Origin of the sequence: Sphingobacterium multivorum, assembly GCF_900457465.1 — a bacterium.
In the GTDB taxonomy this organism is placed as follows: Bacteria; Bacteroidota; Bacteroidia; order Sphingobacteriales; family Sphingobacteriaceae; genus Sphingobacterium; species Sphingobacterium multivorum.
This window is the reverse complement of record NZ_UAUU01000009.1, coordinates 515,674-531,454: the sequence shown is the minus strand read 5'-3', so window position 1 is coordinate 531,454 and position 15,781 is coordinate 515,674. Positions and strand designations below refer to the sequence as shown.

Sequence of the window (15,781 nt, the reverse complement as noted above, 5' to 3'; positions counted from 1 at the left end):
CGTTAAGAAGGAGATGACTTTGTGAAGCTCAAAAGCTATAATAGATGAATCTGTGCAGGGGCTTATTTCGCGAGGTAAAAAGTATAGGCAAAAACGAGCAACACCAATAAGGTGGCCAGGTAAATTAATTTATATTGCTCATAAGCTGTAACATGAAAGGATCCAATTTTAACGCGATTTTTGCTGTTTCTCATAACTAATTTAGGTCGAGGTCAATCTTCTGTTCACTAATATAGCTTTTAAGTGTTGTATTACCAAAAGCATCCAGTGTATTTTGAAAATCTTCCCGATAGTCAAATTGAAAGTCTTCATGAAGTTTACTGTATTTGCCCACCGCATGCTTGATACGCCCTGTTATATATTTATGTAATTTATGGGCAGCAGACTGATAGGAGGAGGCGAAAAGCCTGTCGTAATCAGCGATGGCTCTCTTTAGGATATAGCATCTGAATTCTACTTCACTGATTTTATCCTTCGTGACTTTTTCGTGCTCATTCACTAAACCGCTTGCTTTTTTGATAAGCTTGTTAAGCGCAATAAAATTACTGTGTTGTGGCGTATTACCAATTTGACTCAAACCACTATCGAACAATTGTTGCAGCTGCTTTCGTAGTTTTTCAATACGTTCCTCTAAATCCTCCGCATTCTCCAATAATTGGAAATGCAATTGCTTGATCAGCATTTTGTCCTTGCTTATCAGGCGTACGAGGAGTTTGTCTTTTTCCTTTTGGGGTAGGTCAAGGACAGCTTTCTTTAGTTCGGCATCTTGATGTAAGGACATAATCTGTGTGTTTTAGTGTAAAGAGAGTTATTGAGCGAAAATTCAGGCACGCTGTCAGTGTGCCCGAATAAATTGCTCGTTTCATCAGCCGGAGTTTATGTACGCAATAGCTGCCCCACATTTACCGTCGCTTGCTATTAATACAATATTCTGAACTTAATTGTATTGTCGATCTGTTTGAGTTGTTTCAATAGATCTTTATCATATTCACCTTGTATATCGGTTACCGCATAGCCAATGTCACTTTTGGTCATTAGAAATTGTGCAACGATATTGATGTTATTTTGGGCATAGACCTTATTAATCTGAGCCATAATTCCGGGAACATTTTGGTGGATATGCAGCAATCTTGTGACCTGTTTTACTTTTGGTAAAATTAGATTTGGGAAGTTGCGACTTAAATAAGTATCACCATTGTTGATAAAATCGGCCATTCGACGCGGAATAAACTCTGAATTTTTCTTTTTATTTTTCTTGTCGTCGAAAACGACAATACCTTTTGCATTGCAGATATCCTTATTGATATGCCCTTTGATATCGCCCAAATATCCGATTGTTTTTAATTTGTCGGCCTGTTGAAGCTGTTCATCACTGATGTCGATATTGTCGCCCAAGAGCAGCATCCCTACATCCTTTACATACTTTTCTTCGAATGTATCTTTTGTGCGGATAGAAAAACCGTCTCTTTTTAAGATATGAGCCGCTATTTCTGGTACATCTCCCACGATCAAACAAAGGATACGATTTTTAGGATAAGAGATGGCACGGGGCAGATCATTTACATATAAGAACTCATCAAAACTAGGTGTGATAAAGTCTGCTTTCTCAGTGACACTTTTACGTTGGATATTCTCTGTGAATGCAAAGAATTTTTCAATTAATCCCGATTCCTTCAGTTGAAAATCTGAATAACCGTCACCAATGCCAAACAGTCTTCCTTCAATATTTAATTGTTTTAATAATTGCACTTTTCCACCTTCATTTGATAATGGATTCTCTTCGTCAAAACCGATAATATTACCGTCTTCATCAAATCTGAATGTATTGGCATAGATATTTTCGGTCTTGATATGATACGGTGTAACAACAGGTGTAATAAACTCCTTAAAACCTCCTGAAACGATCCATGCGGTGTCGGCGTGTTTCTTGAAAAATTCACGATTTCGGGAAAAAGAGGTTGAAACTTTTTTCTTAAGATGTGAAACAAGTTTATCCAGATGAGATTTATTGGCATTTAATAGTTTTACGCGACCAGCCAAAGCCTCACGGAAAGATAGTTTACCCTCCATGGCAAGATTGGTGTACCGCTCAATTTCGTGATAGATAGATTCGCGATCCGGATGGTTCTCAAGAGAGATTCGTGCAAGTTCATCAAGTGCCTCTACTTGTGTAAATGTACTATCAAAATCAATGATGTAATAGTTTTTCATCTTGTTATTTTTTTATGAAACGATCGTGAGAGTGCTGAATGCTAATCTCCGATATCGGTAGGTGCCGATGGTTTCAAGGTTCGGTTGTTTGTTATGTTATCGTTTTATTGTTTGTTATATAAATCTGCAATTTCCTTCAGCGTTTGTTCCAAAGGCCGATAACTGTGGTTTAGGAGCCCCTGGATTTTAGCGTTGGAATACTGCAATTTGGCACTTGAAGCCGCCGCAGTTTCTTTTGTCAATGTTGAATCCGATTTTTTAAATACGGAAAGCATGCTGGAAACAGTAGAGGCAATTTGGAGTAAGGTCTCGGAAACTTCGATTGTCGGTTCTGGCTTGTTCATTAATACACTTGCAACGCTCAACAGATCCTTGTTGCTTATATTGAGATGATTAATGATATAGCGTTCAGCAGTAATATCGTCTCGCTCCATCAATTGAATCATGATCGCGGCAACATCCTCTACATCAACAACACCAACACTTCCTTTTGGGTAAAATCGTAGCCCTTTATTGATCATTGAAAAAATAGCTCCAGAGCCTTTGTCGTTGGCCGAAGCACCTAAAATTACGGCGGGGTTGACAATAACTGCATTTAGACCCTCGGTAATGCCACGCCATACCTCCATCTCCGCCTGATACTTTGATAACGAATAGTTGGATGTTAGTGCATTGTGCTCCCAGTGGTCTTTCTCGGATACCGGCAGGTTGTCTCTATTTGTCCCTAAAGCTGCGATTGAGCTGACATGGAGTAAGCGAATGCCCTTTTCAAGGCAAAGATTGACCACATTTGTCGTTCCTTCCACATTCACTTTAAAAAGCGCTTTAGCATCTTTCTTTTGGTAGGAAACCAATGCTGCACAATGGAACACTTTAGTAACGCCTTCAAGAGCATCTTCTAATTCAAAATAATTGTTGATATCAGCGTCGATCCATTGCACCAACGAAGAAGATAACAACGAGGCCGGAATAGTCGATTGAGCTCTTTTGATGGCTATGACGTCAATTCCTTGGTCTATCAACTGTCTGATTAGTGTAGACCCTAAAAAACCTGTTCCTCCAGTTATTAATATCACTTGATAAAGATACTGTTAAAAATAATGTTTTCAAAAGTTAGTTAATAAATGGATATTTGTGTGAATTGCATCCTGAAAAAACCTTCATGCTTTCGCGTGTATCAAATACCATGAAAGCCAAGGTAGATTCTTTCAGTCCAATTAAAACAGTCGCTTTCAGAACAAATAGGAGATTTTACAAATTATAGCTTATGTCATCACTGTCCGTATTCTTTAGCCCGATTTCAATTACAGGTTTTGCTCCTGAGCATGGGTTCTTGAGTTCTCAACTAGGAAACGTTATTCAAGCCTATGAAACAGATTTTCCGAGCTGGGAAACGGATAAACAGCCTCAGTTGGCTATTGTCGGTGTGGAGGAAGATCGTGCATCCATCAATAATAATGGAACGGATAAAGCGCCGGATGCTGTTCGAAAACATCTTTATGCACTATATCAGGGCGATTATACGATGAATATCGTTGATTTGGGAAATATCAAAGCAGGTAATACGATTCAAGATACCTATATCGCTTTAAAATCTGTCGTGGAGGAACTGGTCAAAGAGAATATTCTTCCGATTATCATTGGCGGTGGACAGGACCTTACCTATGCACAATATTTGGGGTATCAAAATTTAGAACGAAAGATCGAGCTAGCGATTATAGATGCTCGGTTTGACCTTGATGAGGAGAACGCCGAAAATGTAAGCCTGAATTCCCGATCTTATGTGAACCATATTATTTTGCATCAGCCTGACTATTTATTCAATTTAAATGCCATAGCTTATCAAACTTACCTCGTCAGTAAAGAGTCTATCCATATGTATGATAAACTATTTTTTAATGCAACACGAGTCGGTATGATTGCGGGTAAAATGGACCAATCAGAGCCTTTGATCCGAGCAGCGGATTTGATTAGTTTTGACATAGGAGCCATTCGGGCCTCTGAGGCGCCTGGAAATGCCAATGCAATGCCAAATGGTTTATTTGGCGATGAAGCTTGTCAACTTGCCCGCTATGCGGGGATGTCGGATAAATGTTCTTCCATCGGTTTTTATGAATTCAATCCAACATTTGATCCAATGGAACAGACGGCTATGTTGGTCTCGCAAATGATTTGGTGCTTTATTGATGGTTATTATAATCGGAAACAAGATACGCCGTTGTATCCCAAATCATCTTATATCATTTATCGCACCACACTGGAAAACGAGGAGCATGAATTGGTCTTTGTGAAAAGTAAAAAATCAGACCGCTGGTGGATTCAAGTGCCTTATTTTGGATCTAAATCAGTCAACGAACGCTATTACCTCGTGCCTTGCCGTTATGAAGACTATCAATTGGCTGTCTCAGGTGAAATGCCCGATCTATGGTGGAAAACACACCAAAAATTGCAATAAAGCTTCGTTGAACGGTACATTGCTCTGATTCTGCTTCGATGGCGAAGCGGATGATGCACCTTGTAAATTGACAACAGCTTGCCAACTGACTACAGACTTTTTATAAGTGTTTTTAGTCGTGCAGATCCATTAAGTTTGAGATGTTATAGGTTTAATTAAATGCAATGATGGTTAAACAGACCTGCTCAGGTAAGCATACACCATCTTCAGAAAATACAAATCATGGAAATATTTTTCTTTGCGGGAATCGTATTGTTATTGGTCATTTTGATCGTATTGGTATTAAAAAAGAATACCGATTCCAGTGCTGGTCCTGCATACAATAAAGAGGTTGAAACACTAAAAATTGAGCTTGCCAGATCGCAACAGCGGGAACAAAGTTTGCTGGAAGAACGCCTTATGCTAAAAAATGAATTGGATAAGGAACGGGAGAATCTTCTGGTCGCAGAGCGGTCTTTAGAAAGTACACGTTCATTTTATGAGGCGCAGCTCGATAAATTTCAGGAACAGAAGAATGAAATCGCCGAGATTAAACGGCAGTTCAACAATGAGTTTCAGGTTATTGCCAATAAAATATTGGAAGAGAAGACACAAAAGTTTACAGAGACCAATCATCGTTCCCTGGGGTTGATTTTGGACCCATTGAAGGAAAAAATCAAATTGTTTGAAGAGAAAGTCGATAAAAATTACAATCAGGAGGCAGCGGAAAGAAATTCTTTAAAGGGAGTTGTCCTTCAGCTGGTCGAACAGAGTCTTAAAATTAAAGACGAAGCCAATAGCCTAACCAAGGCATTAAAAGGGGATACCAAAAAGCAAGGCAATTGGGGCGAGGTAATTTTAGAGCGGGTCCTGGAGCGTTCTGGACTGATGCGCGATCGCGAATTTAGATTACAGGTGTCTCTTATGGATGCCGAAGGAAGAAGAATGCAGCCCGACGCGATTATCGACCTTCCTGAAGATAAACACCTGATTGTGGATTCAAAAGTTTCGCTGATTGCGTACGAACGTTGGGTCAACGCCGACACGGATGAGGATCGTGCAATTTTCGCAAAACAACACGTACAGTCTGTGGAAAATCACGTGAAAGAACTTTCCGCAAAAAACTACCACGAGTTGTATGGTATAGAATCGCCAGAATTTGTATTGCTATTTATGCCTATAGAATCGGCTTTGAGTATGTCTGTGGCGCAAAAACCGGATTTGTTTAGTGAGGCTTGGGATCGAAAAGTCGTTATTGTAAGTCCTTCTACATTATTGGCAACCCTGCGTACCATAGCAAGTATCTGGAAACAGGAACGTCAGACCAGGAATGTAATTGAAATAGCAAAGGAAGCCGGGAGCCTTTACGATAAATTTGTGAGCTTTCTGAACGATATGGAGCAGGTGCAGAATCAGTTGGAGCGCGCATTAAAAAGCCATGAAGATGCAACTAAAAAACTTTCTACAGGAGCTGGGAATGTGATTGGAAAAGTAGAGAAATTAAAACGTTTAGGAGCTAAAGCAAATAAACAGATCGATTCCAAATTTTTAGATGAGGAAGATTAACGATGAGGAAGATTAACAAAAACGGACTTGCCGAAAGGTAAGCCCGTTTATAATTTTTAGCTTCGAAATGCAAAACCTACTTTGCTAACTTCTGCTAGCGGTTCTACTAAAGCTCTTTCATGCGCTTATTGATGGAAACATCAACATACGTATCCTTTAAACGGTCTACGGCTTCTTTTTGAACAGTGACATTGGTGTCTGATTCATAATCATGAATAGTCCTTTGATTTTGGATTTCATTATCATAAGGATCCTTTCCTGCCAAAAGTTTGACGATTACCGGAAGACATTCGAGGAAGACAAAAAGCAACGCAATAAAAAATACAGCATTTGCATTGGACTCGTTAACCTTTCCATTGGCATCGTACCTTAGATTGCCCAGCGCAGAGTTGCGGTCTGCAAAACCAGCGACATTGACGGCGCTGTCCAAAGAAGCGTTGGATAAAACTTTTTGGTCCAATATCCCTTCAAATTTCTGTTTCTGGCGTATAGCGTTTTGCTGGGTCGTTATCTTGTTCCGTAAAGTGTCCAAATAGCCCTCTTTTTTCTTCAGCTCTTCTTCTTTCATTTTGGCATAAGGGCCATACCCCATGACACCGGACGTTTCAGTTGTTTTGTTACCGAATATCTCGTAGTTCAATTTTGTACGGTCATTTTTAATGCTGGATTCCAATGAGTCACGTTCTGTCGTGGTTGCTTTCAAAAGTGCAACTTCATTGGCATATTTCTTATTGAAAGTACTGTTGAGCGTGTCAATTTTAGCGCGTTGGTCGGCAAGAAACCGTACACGGAGGTTTTCCCGGATCTCTTTATCGAAGATTTTTAACTCCAATGGCCTAGAGATAACCAACCCGATCAAAATAGCCAATAAAATTCGCGGCAGGGCCTGCAGAAGCTGCATAAAGCCACTTTTGGATTTATTAATACTGAGCACAATATAGCGATCCATGTTAAATATCGCTAAACCCCAAATAATACCAAATACAATAGCTAAAAGCCAGTCAAATGTTCCCCCACTAAAGACGAAATACATGGCATAACCACCCGAAAGGCTGGCAAACAATCCCGTAAAAAAAATAGTAGCACCTATGGCTGTGTACTTACTATGTTCTTCCGGATATTTTTCAAGAGTTTCTTGATGTACCCCCGCACATCTCCAAAAGAAACGGTTAATATCGCTCATTAATATATTTTTACTCAAATTGACAGATTATTTTTAACAAGATTTATGAATAAGTTTTTGTTTTACAATAGGATGACTGTTTTCATGCTCCTTTGTAACGCCTCCCCCAGAAGACACAGCATTTGCCTAATTTTATTATCTTTGAAAAAAATCAGGAATAATCAGATAATATGAAGAAAAGACAACTTTTGCCATTCTTTGCGATAGTGGCAACTGCATTTGTTGGTTGTGAGGAAAAAAAAGTGATGACAGATAATCCTCTTTTATTGGCTTACGAAACCCCATTTAATGTACCACCTTTTGACAAGATCAAAACAGAGCATTTTAGGCCAGCGTTTGATGAAGCAATAAAAATACACAATTTGGAAATTGACACAATAGTCAACAATTCGGATAAAGCAACATTTCAAAATACGATAGTCGCCTTAGAAAATGCGGGTGGATTACTGAATAATGTATCAACTGTATTTTATAATCTCAATAGTGCCAATACGAATGACAGTATTCAGGCAATAGCGAAAGATCTGGCCCCCATCTTATCGAGTCATTCGGATGAAATCTCGATGAATACCAAATTATTTGACCGTATCAAAACAGTTTGGAGCAGCCGAAATACACTTGGACTGGACGAACAGGATAATAAACTGTTAGAAGAAACCTATAAGAGTTTTGTTCGTTCTGGCGCAAATCTAAAGGATGCGGATAAGGAAAAAATGAAAAAAATTAATGCTGAACTTTCAACATTAACAACACAATTCGGACAAAATTTGCTTGCTGAAACCAATGCTTATACATTGGTCGTTGATTCCGCGAGCCAATTGGAAGGCTTGCCGGAATCGTTGAAAACGGCAGCGGCTGAAGAAGCCTTAGCAAAAGGAAAGAAAGACAAATGGGTCTTTACCTTACAGAATCCGTCCATTATGCCCTTTCTTCAGTATGCAAAAAATCGTGAGTTGAGAAAACAGCTTTGGGAAGCCTATCAGTTGCGTGGCAATCAAGATAACACCAACGATAACAAGGCAATCATTCAAAAAATTGTTAATCTCCGTCTTCAAAAAGCAAAATTATTGGGTTATTCTTCACATGCAGCTTATGTACTCGAGGAATCCATGGCGAAGAATCCGACCAATGTCTATGCACTGTTAAATAAACTTTGGACTCCAGCACTTGTTAAAGCGAAAGGCGAGGAGGCTGATATCGCACAGGAAATTAAAGCTGAAGGCGGCAATTTTGCTGTCGCTCCTTACGATTGGAGATATTATACAGAGATTATTCGCAAAAAACGTTTTGCATTGAATGAAGACGAAATTAAACCTTATTTGAGTCTTCCGGCAGTTCGTGAAGGAGCATTCGGTGTCGCCAATAAATTATATGGTTTGACATTCGTAGCCTTAAACAATGTCCCAACCTACCATAAAGACGTAGAAGTGTATGAAGTTAAAGACAAAGACGGTTCACATTTAGGTCTCTTATACGCTGATTTTTTCCCGCGCGAATCAAAAAGAGGCGGTGCCTGGATGACTTCTTATCGTAATCAGTCGACAAAAGATGGAAAACGTGTTGCTCCGGTAATTTCCATCGTATGCAATTTCACAAAACCAGTGGGAAAAAATCCTGCCTTGTTGACATTTGATGAAGCAACTACCTTGTTCCATGAGTTTGGACATGCGTTGCATGGTCTTCTTTCCAATGTAAGATACCGCTCAATGGCCGGAACTTCTGTACCACGTGACTTTGTTGAGTTACCTTCACAGGTGATGGAAAATTGGGCAGCAGATCCAGAGGTATTAAAAACATATGCTAAGCATTATAAGACGAAAGAAGCGATGCCAGATTCATTGATTCAGAAAATGGAAAAGGCCGGTACCTTTGATCAAGGATTTGCAACCGTTGAATACCTTTCTGCTGCGTTGTTAGACATGGATTATCATGCTACCACAAAAGAAATTTCAAAAGATATTAATGGCTTTGAAAAAACGGCAATGAAAAAAATAGGTATTATTGATGCTATTATTCCGCGCTATAGAAGTACATATTTTCAACATATTTTCGCAGGTGGGTATTCTGCAGGTTATTATGCTTATATCTGGTCTGAAGTATTGGATTCGGATGCTTTTGCAGCTTTCAAGGAAAAATCATTGTACGATCAAGTGACAGCAGATTCTTTCCGTAAGAATATTCTTGAAAAAGGAGGTACAGATGATCCTGCTAAGATGTACCGTACGTTTAGAGGTGCGGATCCAGATCCAAAATATCTATTGAAAAAGAGAGGTTTGAACTAATACTCACTAATCAAAAAAAGGCGATATAGAAATATATCGCCTTTTTTTTGTTAAGGTACTTGTTATTCTAAAAACTATTCTTACATTTGAATATTATTTATAATGAGTCTAAATAAATAAAGATGCTATGTGTGACACAAAAATTCTAAGCCAAAGAGGAGATACCCATATTAGTGTTTGCCATAAGTGTCAGACCTATTATATCTGGCAACAAAGTTTTGTACTGACATTTACGAAGAAAAAATTCTTCGACTTCTTGAATATTACGAAAAGTAATGGTGATGAACTCTTTTTTAGCACATTTCCAGATGGTGAATTTCGATTGATCATGAAAACACCTTATCCAGATATCGTATTTTCATTTGACGAAGAACAATGGCAGAATTTCAGAGATGCGCTCCAAGAATCTTATTACATGAATGAGTTTTATGGAATGCTGAATAATTAAGATAAAAAGTCCTGTTGCATCGCTTGTGTTTCATCTCTCTTTCCTTATGCGTTGACAACAGGCACAAACAAAACCCTCAGTTATAGCTGCATAAGTGTACGCAACTGTATCCTGAGGGTTCTTTTTTACCTATATATTGATTACTCGCCTATCGCGTAATATTTAAAATCAAGGTCTTCAAGTTCCTTACGGTTCAATAGTTTACGGCCATCGAACACAAATGCAGGCTTTTTCATGTGCTCCTTGATTTTGGCCCAGTCATAGTTCTTAAATTCATCCCATTCAGTCAATACTGCAATTGCATGTGCATCATTGCAAGCCTCATAGGCGGTATTGACCACCTTTACCAAGGCCCTGTTTTCTTCCGAAGATCTGGTGTTCAGATAATCGAGGTCGGCATAGATGCGTTCAGCAGAAACTTTGGGGTCATAGACCGTGATTTCAGCTTGTTCACTCAATAGATAATCAGCCACATAGATCGCCGCAGATTCACGCGTATCATTCGTGTCTTTTTTGAATGCCCAGCCTAAGAAAGCAATCTTTTTGCCCGATACAGTATTATACAATGTTTGGTTAATGTTGTCCGCAAATCGCTGTTTTTGATAATCATTCATCAAAATCACCTGATCCCAATACTCGGCAACCTCTGTGAGACCGTAACTCCGTGCGATATAAACTAAATTGAGGATATCTTTTTGAAAACAAGAGCCTCCAAAACCTACAGAAGCTTTCAGAAATTTGGATCCAATTCTGGAATCCATACCGATTGCCTTGGAGACTTCATCGACGTTCGCGCCTGTTTTCTCGCATAGTGCCGAGATGGAATTAATGGAGGAGACGCGTTGTGCTAAAAAGGCATTTGCGGTTAGTTTTGACAGTTCAGACGACCAAAGGTTTGTTGTGAGAATCTTGTCGCGACTTACCCAATGTGCATAGATATCGACCAATGCAGCAATAGCTTCATCATTCTCTCCACCTATAAGCACGCGGTCCGGATTGATTAAATCCTGTATCGCTGTTCCTTCAGCCAAAAATTCAGGGTTGGAAAGAATATGGAAATTAACACCATTACCCGTGTTATCCAGGATACTTTTTAAAGCTGCCGCTGTGCGAACGGGTAAAGTCGATTTTTCAACGACAATTTTGTCGTTTTTGGCAACCGCTGCGATCTGCCGTGCACAAAGTTCAATATACTTTAAGTCCGCAGCCATCCCCTTGCCTTTTCCGTAATTCTTAGTCGGTGTATTGACCGAAATAAAAATCATGTCGGCCTCGTCGATAGCTTTTTCGATATCGGTTGAGAAAAACAAATTGCGATGACGCGCTTCCGCAACAATCTCTTGTAAACCGGGCTCGTATACAGGAAGATTATCGAGATTTTCATCATTCCAAGCCGCGATACGGGCTGCATTGACGTCGACGATCGTAATCTCAATATGTGGACATTGCTTTGCAACAACTGACATGGTAGGTCCACCAACATAACCAGCACCGATACAGCATATTTTCTTGATTGTTTTGCTCATTTTGATTATCTTAATCAGCTATAAATTGAAGAACAAACTTAGATAAATTGCTTTTGATATGCAATACAAAGCACAGCATATCAAAACAATTTATTTATAGGAGCTGGCTCATCACTTGTTCTGCTTTCTATTTGCATAATTGCCCTTATGCAATGCTATTAAAGAAGCCATTTCGTAGTGGAGATGCAAAAGATTTATTCTAATTTTACATTAAAAAAGAAACGTTTTGATAAAGCAGGAAGTTATTGATAAGGTACTGGAAACAGCACGGATAGAAGAGGTGGTGGGAGACTTCGTTGATTTAAAGAAACGGGGAACTTCTTTGATCGGAAATTGTCCTTTTCACCATGAAAAGACACCTTCCTTCCACGTTTCTGTTTCGAAGGGTATCTATAAGTGTTTTGGTTGTGGTGTCGGTGGGGATTCCCTCAAATTCGTCATGGAACTGGAAAAGTTCTCATACCCCGAAGCCATTCGTTATTTAGCCGATAAATATTCCATTCAAATTGAAGAAGTCGAGCGTTCTCCAGCCCAGCTTGCCGCGCAGGATAAACGGGAAAATCTATATGTGCTAAGCGCTTGGGCCAGTAAATTCTTCGCCGAGCAACTCTGGAAAACTGAAATGGGGCAGGTGATCGGACTCAACTATTTCAAGGAGCGCGGCTACCGTGAGGATATCATCAAAAAATTTGAATTGGGTTATTCGCCTGAGGAATGGACGGCATTGGTCGATAAAGCACAGGTAGCGGGTTTTCACCCAGATTATTTGGCCGCGAGTGGTTTGGCTATTGAACGCGATGATAAATCTTTATATGATCGTTTCCGTGGCCGGGTCATGTTTCCGATTCATAACCTTACAGGCCGTGTCATTGGCTTTGGTGGCCGGACACTAAAGACCGATAAAAAAGTCGCCAAATATGTAAACTCTCCTGAAAGCGAAATCTACCATAAATCCGATGTACTGTATGGATTGAATTTTGCCAAAAAAGCAATTATGGAAGAGGATAATTGCTACTTGGTAGAGGGGTATGCAGATGTTCTTTCGGTACATCAAGCTGGAGTCGAAAATGTTGTTTCCTCCTCGGGAACTTCGTTGACAACAGGTCAGATCAAGCTTATTTCCAGATTCACCAAAAATGTGACCATACTGTATGATGGGGATGAAGCGGGGATCAAAGCCTCCCTACGCGGTACAGATATGCTGCTCGAAGAAGGCTTAAACGTGAAGGTGCTGCTTTTTCCCGACGGTAATGATCCCGACTCTTATGTGCAAAAGTTTGGTGCCACGGCTTTTAAAGATTATGTCAAATCCAATCAGCAGGACTTCATTTTCTACAAAACGAATATTCTGCTTCGCGATGCCAATAACGATCCCATAAAAAGGGCCGAGGTTATTCGCGATGTGGTCGAAAGTATTGCATTGATTCCCGATGAAATTAAGGTTTCTGTTTTTATCCGCGAATGTAGCAGCCTTTTGGATATCGAAGAGCGTATTTTGTTGGCTGAACTCAACAAGATTAGGCTCAATAGAGCAAAGAAGGCGGATAAGGATGCTGCTCGTAAAACTCAGAGTCCGCCGCCAAATACAGGGATGCCCCCTTTCGGAATGGACGGGCCACCGCCGGATTTCTTTATGACAGATGATGAAAGGGCGGGATTACCTCCCATAGAGTCTGTAGAACAGCCTGCACAGCTGACTTCGGAAATTCTCCAGGAACGTGAGATCGTCCGAATTTTAATCAACTATGGTGATTATCTGGCAACCTGGGAAGGTGACGGTGATATTCCAGTTGCAGGATTGCTATTGGGAAATATCAGCGACATTGAATTTAAGGATAAAGCTGCGGCTTATATTTTAAACGTCTATAGAGAAGCTGCGGAAAAATACGAAATTCCAGATACGAAACAATTCTATTCAAACTCTGACCCTGCTATAGCAGATTTGGCGATCAATTGCGTTGCCAGTAAATATTCGCTCAGCGAAAATTGGAATGACGATAAGCGTAAAATTTATGTAACGCAAGAATACGAACATCTAAAACAACTTGTCGTTACAGCGATCTATCGGATCAAGAAACGTAAGATTGAAGCTGAAATGCATCATATTCGTGAAGAAATGAAACATGAACAAGATGTGGCCAACCTGGAAGTCCTTATTTTTAAATATCAGAAATTAAAAGAAGCCGAACGCCTATTGGGCGGCTTTCTGGGCAACACTATTGTAAAGTAATCTTTGATATGGCAAAGCATCTTGAAACGGGCGAATGGGGCGAGCAAATGGCCATGGAATACCTCGTCAAGATAGGCTATAAAATAGTGTTAAGAAATTGGCGATTTAAGAATTTAGAAGTAGATTTGATTGTCGTGGACAAGGATACCTTGGTATTTGTTGAAGTAAAAACGCGGTCGGGAACGGATTTCGGCGAACCTTACGAATTTGTGGATCGCAAAAAACAGCGTCTACTGATTCGTGCAGCTCAGGCTTATATTCTTAAAACAGGTTATGTCGGTGAAGTCAGATTTGATGTTGTCGCAATAACAAAATCTCCCAAAACAGCACTCAATCATATCAAAGATGCGTTTTGGGATAGTTGAGGATACGTACTTATAAATAACTATACATAGATGAGAAAAAAAACTTATTTTATGGCAATTGCAGCACTAGCTTTTGCTTCTTGTAAGTCAAAAAAAATCAAGTTTGGAATTTGCCTCTCCTGGAGCAAATCAAGCTGTTTTAAAAGGTGCTCAGGTCCAATTGAAATTGAAATTTGAATCTGTATCAATGGACTCTGTGGCTTATTTTGTAGATGATAAACATGTAGGGTCATCAACAGATACAACGGCAATTACGGTTGATACCAAAGACATGGCCTATGGTACACGTAATATTTCCGCCCTGGTATACAATGCTGGAAAACCCGATTCTGTTTCAAGTACATTTTATGTTGTACCTGAAAATGCGAAGAACTATGGTTTTGAGGTTGTCAACAAATACCCGCACGATACCACAGCTTTTACACAAGGGCTACAGTTTGCGGATGGTATTCTCTACGAATCCAATGGCCGTTATGGAGAGTCCAACTTGAGAAAGGTCGATCTAAAAACAGGCAAAGTACTACAGGAGATCAAATTTGATGAAAAGACTTTTGCCGAAGGAATGACATTGGTTGGTAATAAGTTATTTATGTTGACTTGGCAACAGGGAGAAGGATATGTCTTTGATAAAAATTCTTTTGTCAAGGAAAGTTCCTTTAAATATGAAAATAGCAAAGAAGGTTGGGGCTTGACCTACGATGGCCAGCATTTGATAAAGTCTGATGGATCCAATAAATTGTTCTTTTTAGATGCAACGACCGGTAAAGAGCTAAATGCTATCGGAGTTTACGATGAAGCTGGACCCGTGGATGAACTTAATGAACTGGAATATATAGACGACAAAGTCTACGCAAATGTCTATCAAAAGGATGTTATTGTTATTATAAATCCTCAAACAGGAGCGGTAGAAGGACGGATTAATCTTGTTGGTATCTATGAGCATACTTCCGCTTATGACAATGAATTGAATGGAATTGCTTACGATCAAGCTGGAAAACGTCTTTTTACCACAGGGAAGTTATGGAATACATTATTTGAGATCAAGACAGTTGAAAAATAAATGAACTTCAAGTCTTGATCCTTCTTCGTAAGGTCGACAGTATTGCAAGTTTGTGTAAAATTAGAAGGGGGTATCCAAAAGATTGGATACCCCCTTTTCATGCAATTTTATACGTATTCCGCTGCCACATCATTTTAGAGATTCAATTCTCAACGGGTCTGATTTGGCTTTTTGAGCATTTTCTTTTTTATTGGCCCCATTCTTTTTTGAAGTATGGATGTTATCGTATGAGGCATGCAATTCAATCTTTTGTATAATGATGCCTCAAGGGCTGAGACAGATCGCTTTTAGAAGTGTATGGAGTGAATGAAACATTATGGCGAGCAGATCTCCGGGAGCGTGCCTCTCTAATAAAGAAGAGCAGAGTTTACCCGACATCAATATAGCTGATGGGTGTATGCTATTATTGTTGGCTGATTTCGCTAGAATAGGCAGTTATAAAAGGAAACTAAAAACCCCTTTGAACCAGTAGGAGC

The 15,781-nt window shown here is 39.6% G+C and carries 12 protein-coding genes; 7 read left to right on the top strand and 5 right to left on the bottom strand.

Going from position 1 to position 15,781, the window contains the following annotated elements:
- Positions 1 to 196: 196 nt before the first annotated feature.
- From DTA23_RS13815 to DTA23_RS13805, 3 genes are all read right to left on the bottom strand, one after another.
- Positions 197 to 781: a hypothetical protein gene (locus DTA23_RS13815; RefSeq protein WP_112375069.1), complete on the bottom strand. Its 585-nt coding sequence runs from the start codon at positions 779 to 781 to the stop codon at positions 197 to 199.
- A 137-nt stretch (positions 782 to 918) separates the two neighbouring features.
- Positions 919 to 2,211: an HAD-IB family phosphatase gene (locus DTA23_RS13810; protein ID WP_070561389.1), complete on the bottom strand. Its 1,293-nt coding sequence runs from the start codon at positions 2,209 to 2,211 to the stop codon at positions 919 to 921.
- A 104-nt stretch (positions 2,212 to 2,315) separates the two neighbouring features.
- Positions 2,316 to 3,287 (bottom strand): NAD-dependent epimerase/dehydratase family protein, encoded by a 972-nt coding sequence (locus DTA23_RS13805; protein WP_070561387.1) that lies wholly within the window; start codon positions 3,285 to 3,287, stop codon positions 2,316 to 2,318.
- 191 nt (positions 3,288 to 3,478) lie between these two features.
- Here DTA23_RS13805 and DTA23_RS13800 point away from each other — a divergent pair, with 191 nt between their 5' ends.
- Together DTA23_RS13800 and DTA23_RS13795 are read left to right on the top strand one after the other, a co-directional pair.
- Positions 3,479 to 4,666, top strand: a complete 1,188-nt coding sequence (locus tag DTA23_RS13800; protein WP_070561385.1) for a formimidoylglutamase — start codon at positions 3,479 to 3,481, stop codon at positions 4,664 to 4,666.
- A gap of 222 nt (positions 4,667 to 4,888) precedes the next feature.
- Entirely contained in the window at positions 4,889 to 6,211 is a 1,323-nt protein-coding gene (locus tag DTA23_RS13795) for a DNA recombination protein RmuC (protein WP_046672705.1), read from the top strand.
- A 106-nt stretch (positions 6,212 to 6,317) separates the two neighbouring features.
- On the opposite strand, the gene DTA23_RS13790 is transcribed toward DTA23_RS13795, so the two are convergent.
- Positions 6,318 to 7,394 carry a DUF4407 domain-containing protein gene (locus tag DTA23_RS13790; RefSeq protein ID WP_070561383.1) on the bottom strand — a complete coding sequence of 359 codons (1,077 nt, stop codon included), beginning with the start codon at positions 7,392 to 7,394 and terminating at the stop codon, positions 6,318 to 6,320.
- Between the two features lie 170 nt (positions 7,395 to 7,564).
- Here DTA23_RS13790 and DTA23_RS13785 point away from each other — a divergent pair, with 170 nt between their 5' ends.
- On the top strand, positions 7,565 to 9,676 hold the full coding sequence (locus DTA23_RS13785) for a M3 family metallopeptidase (protein ID WP_070561381.1): 2,112 nt from the start codon (positions 7,565 to 7,567) through the stop codon (positions 9,674 to 9,676).
- 127 nt (positions 9,677 to 9,803) lie between these two features.
- Positions 9,804 to 10,124, top strand: a complete 321-nt coding sequence (locus DTA23_RS13780) for a hypothetical protein (RefSeq protein WP_070561379.1) — start codon at positions 9,804 to 9,806, stop codon at positions 10,122 to 10,124.
- A gap of 140 nt (positions 10,125 to 10,264) precedes the next feature.
- On the opposite strand, the gene DTA23_RS13775 is transcribed toward DTA23_RS13780, so the two are convergent.
- A complete protein-coding gene (locus DTA23_RS13775) occupies positions 10,265 to 11,650 on the bottom strand; it encodes a nucleotide sugar dehydrogenase (protein WP_112375068.1) in 1,386 nt (461 codons plus the stop codon).
- A 226-nt stretch (positions 11,651 to 11,876) separates the two neighbouring features.
- Here DTA23_RS13775 and dnaG point away from each other — a divergent pair, with 226 nt between their 5' ends.
- The 3 genes from dnaG (at position 11,877) to DTA23_RS13760 (ending at position 15,305) form a co-directional block, all read left to right on the top strand.
- A complete protein-coding gene (dnaG, locus tag DTA23_RS13770) occupies positions 11,877 to 13,880 on the top strand; it encodes a DNA primase (RefSeq protein ID WP_112375067.1) in 2,004 nt (667 codons plus the stop codon).
- Between the two features lie 8 nt (positions 13,881 to 13,888).
- Positions 13,889 to 14,245 carry a YraN family protein gene (locus tag DTA23_RS13765; protein ID WP_046672699.1) on the top strand — a complete coding sequence of 119 codons (357 nt, stop codon included), beginning with the start codon at positions 13,889 to 13,891 and terminating at the stop codon, positions 14,243 to 14,245.
- A gap of 103 nt (positions 14,246 to 14,348) precedes the next feature.
- Positions 14,349 to 15,305, top strand: coding sequence for a glutaminyl-peptide cyclotransferase (locus DTA23_RS13760; protein ID WP_256603739.1), 957 nt, complete (start codon positions 14,349 to 14,351; stop codon positions 15,303 to 15,305).
- Positions 15,306 to 15,781 lie beyond the last annotated feature (476 nt).

Excerpts from the sequence above, each read along its gene's own strand:
- DTA23_RS13775 (WP_112375068.1), bottom strand. The coding sequence starts at position 11,650 with ATGAGCAAAACAATCAAGAAAATATGCTGTATCGGTGCTGGTTATGTT.
- DTA23_RS13800 (WP_070561385.1), top strand. The coding sequence starts at position 3,479 with ATGTCATCACTGTCCGTATTCTTTAGCCCGATTTCAATTACAGGTTTT.
- DTA23_RS13765 (WP_046672699.1), top strand. The coding sequence starts at position 13,889 with ATGGCAAAGCATCTTGAAACGGGCGAATGGGGCGAGCAAATGGCCATG.
- DTA23_RS13815 (WP_112375069.1), bottom strand. The coding sequence starts at position 781 with ATGTCCTTACATCAAGATGCCGAACTAAAGAAAGCTGTCCTTGACCTA.
- DTA23_RS13810 (WP_070561389.1), bottom strand. The coding sequence starts at position 2,211 with ATGAAAAACTATTACATCATTGATTTTGATAGTACATTTACACAAGTA.
- DTA23_RS13785 (WP_070561381.1), top strand. The coding sequence starts at position 7,565 with ATGAAGAAAAGACAACTTTTGCCATTCTTTGCGATAGTGGCAACTGCA.
- DTA23_RS13795 (WP_046672705.1), top strand. The coding sequence starts at position 4,889 with ATGGAAATATTTTTCTTTGCGGGAATCGTATTGTTATTGGTCATTTTG.
- DTA23_RS13790 (WP_070561383.1), bottom strand. The coding sequence starts at position 7,394 with ATGAGCGATATTAACCGTTTCTTTTGGAGATGTGCGGGGGTACATCAA.
- DTA23_RS13780 (WP_070561379.1), top strand. The coding sequence starts at position 9,804 with ATGTGTGACACAAAAATTCTAAGCCAAAGAGGAGATACCCATATTAGT.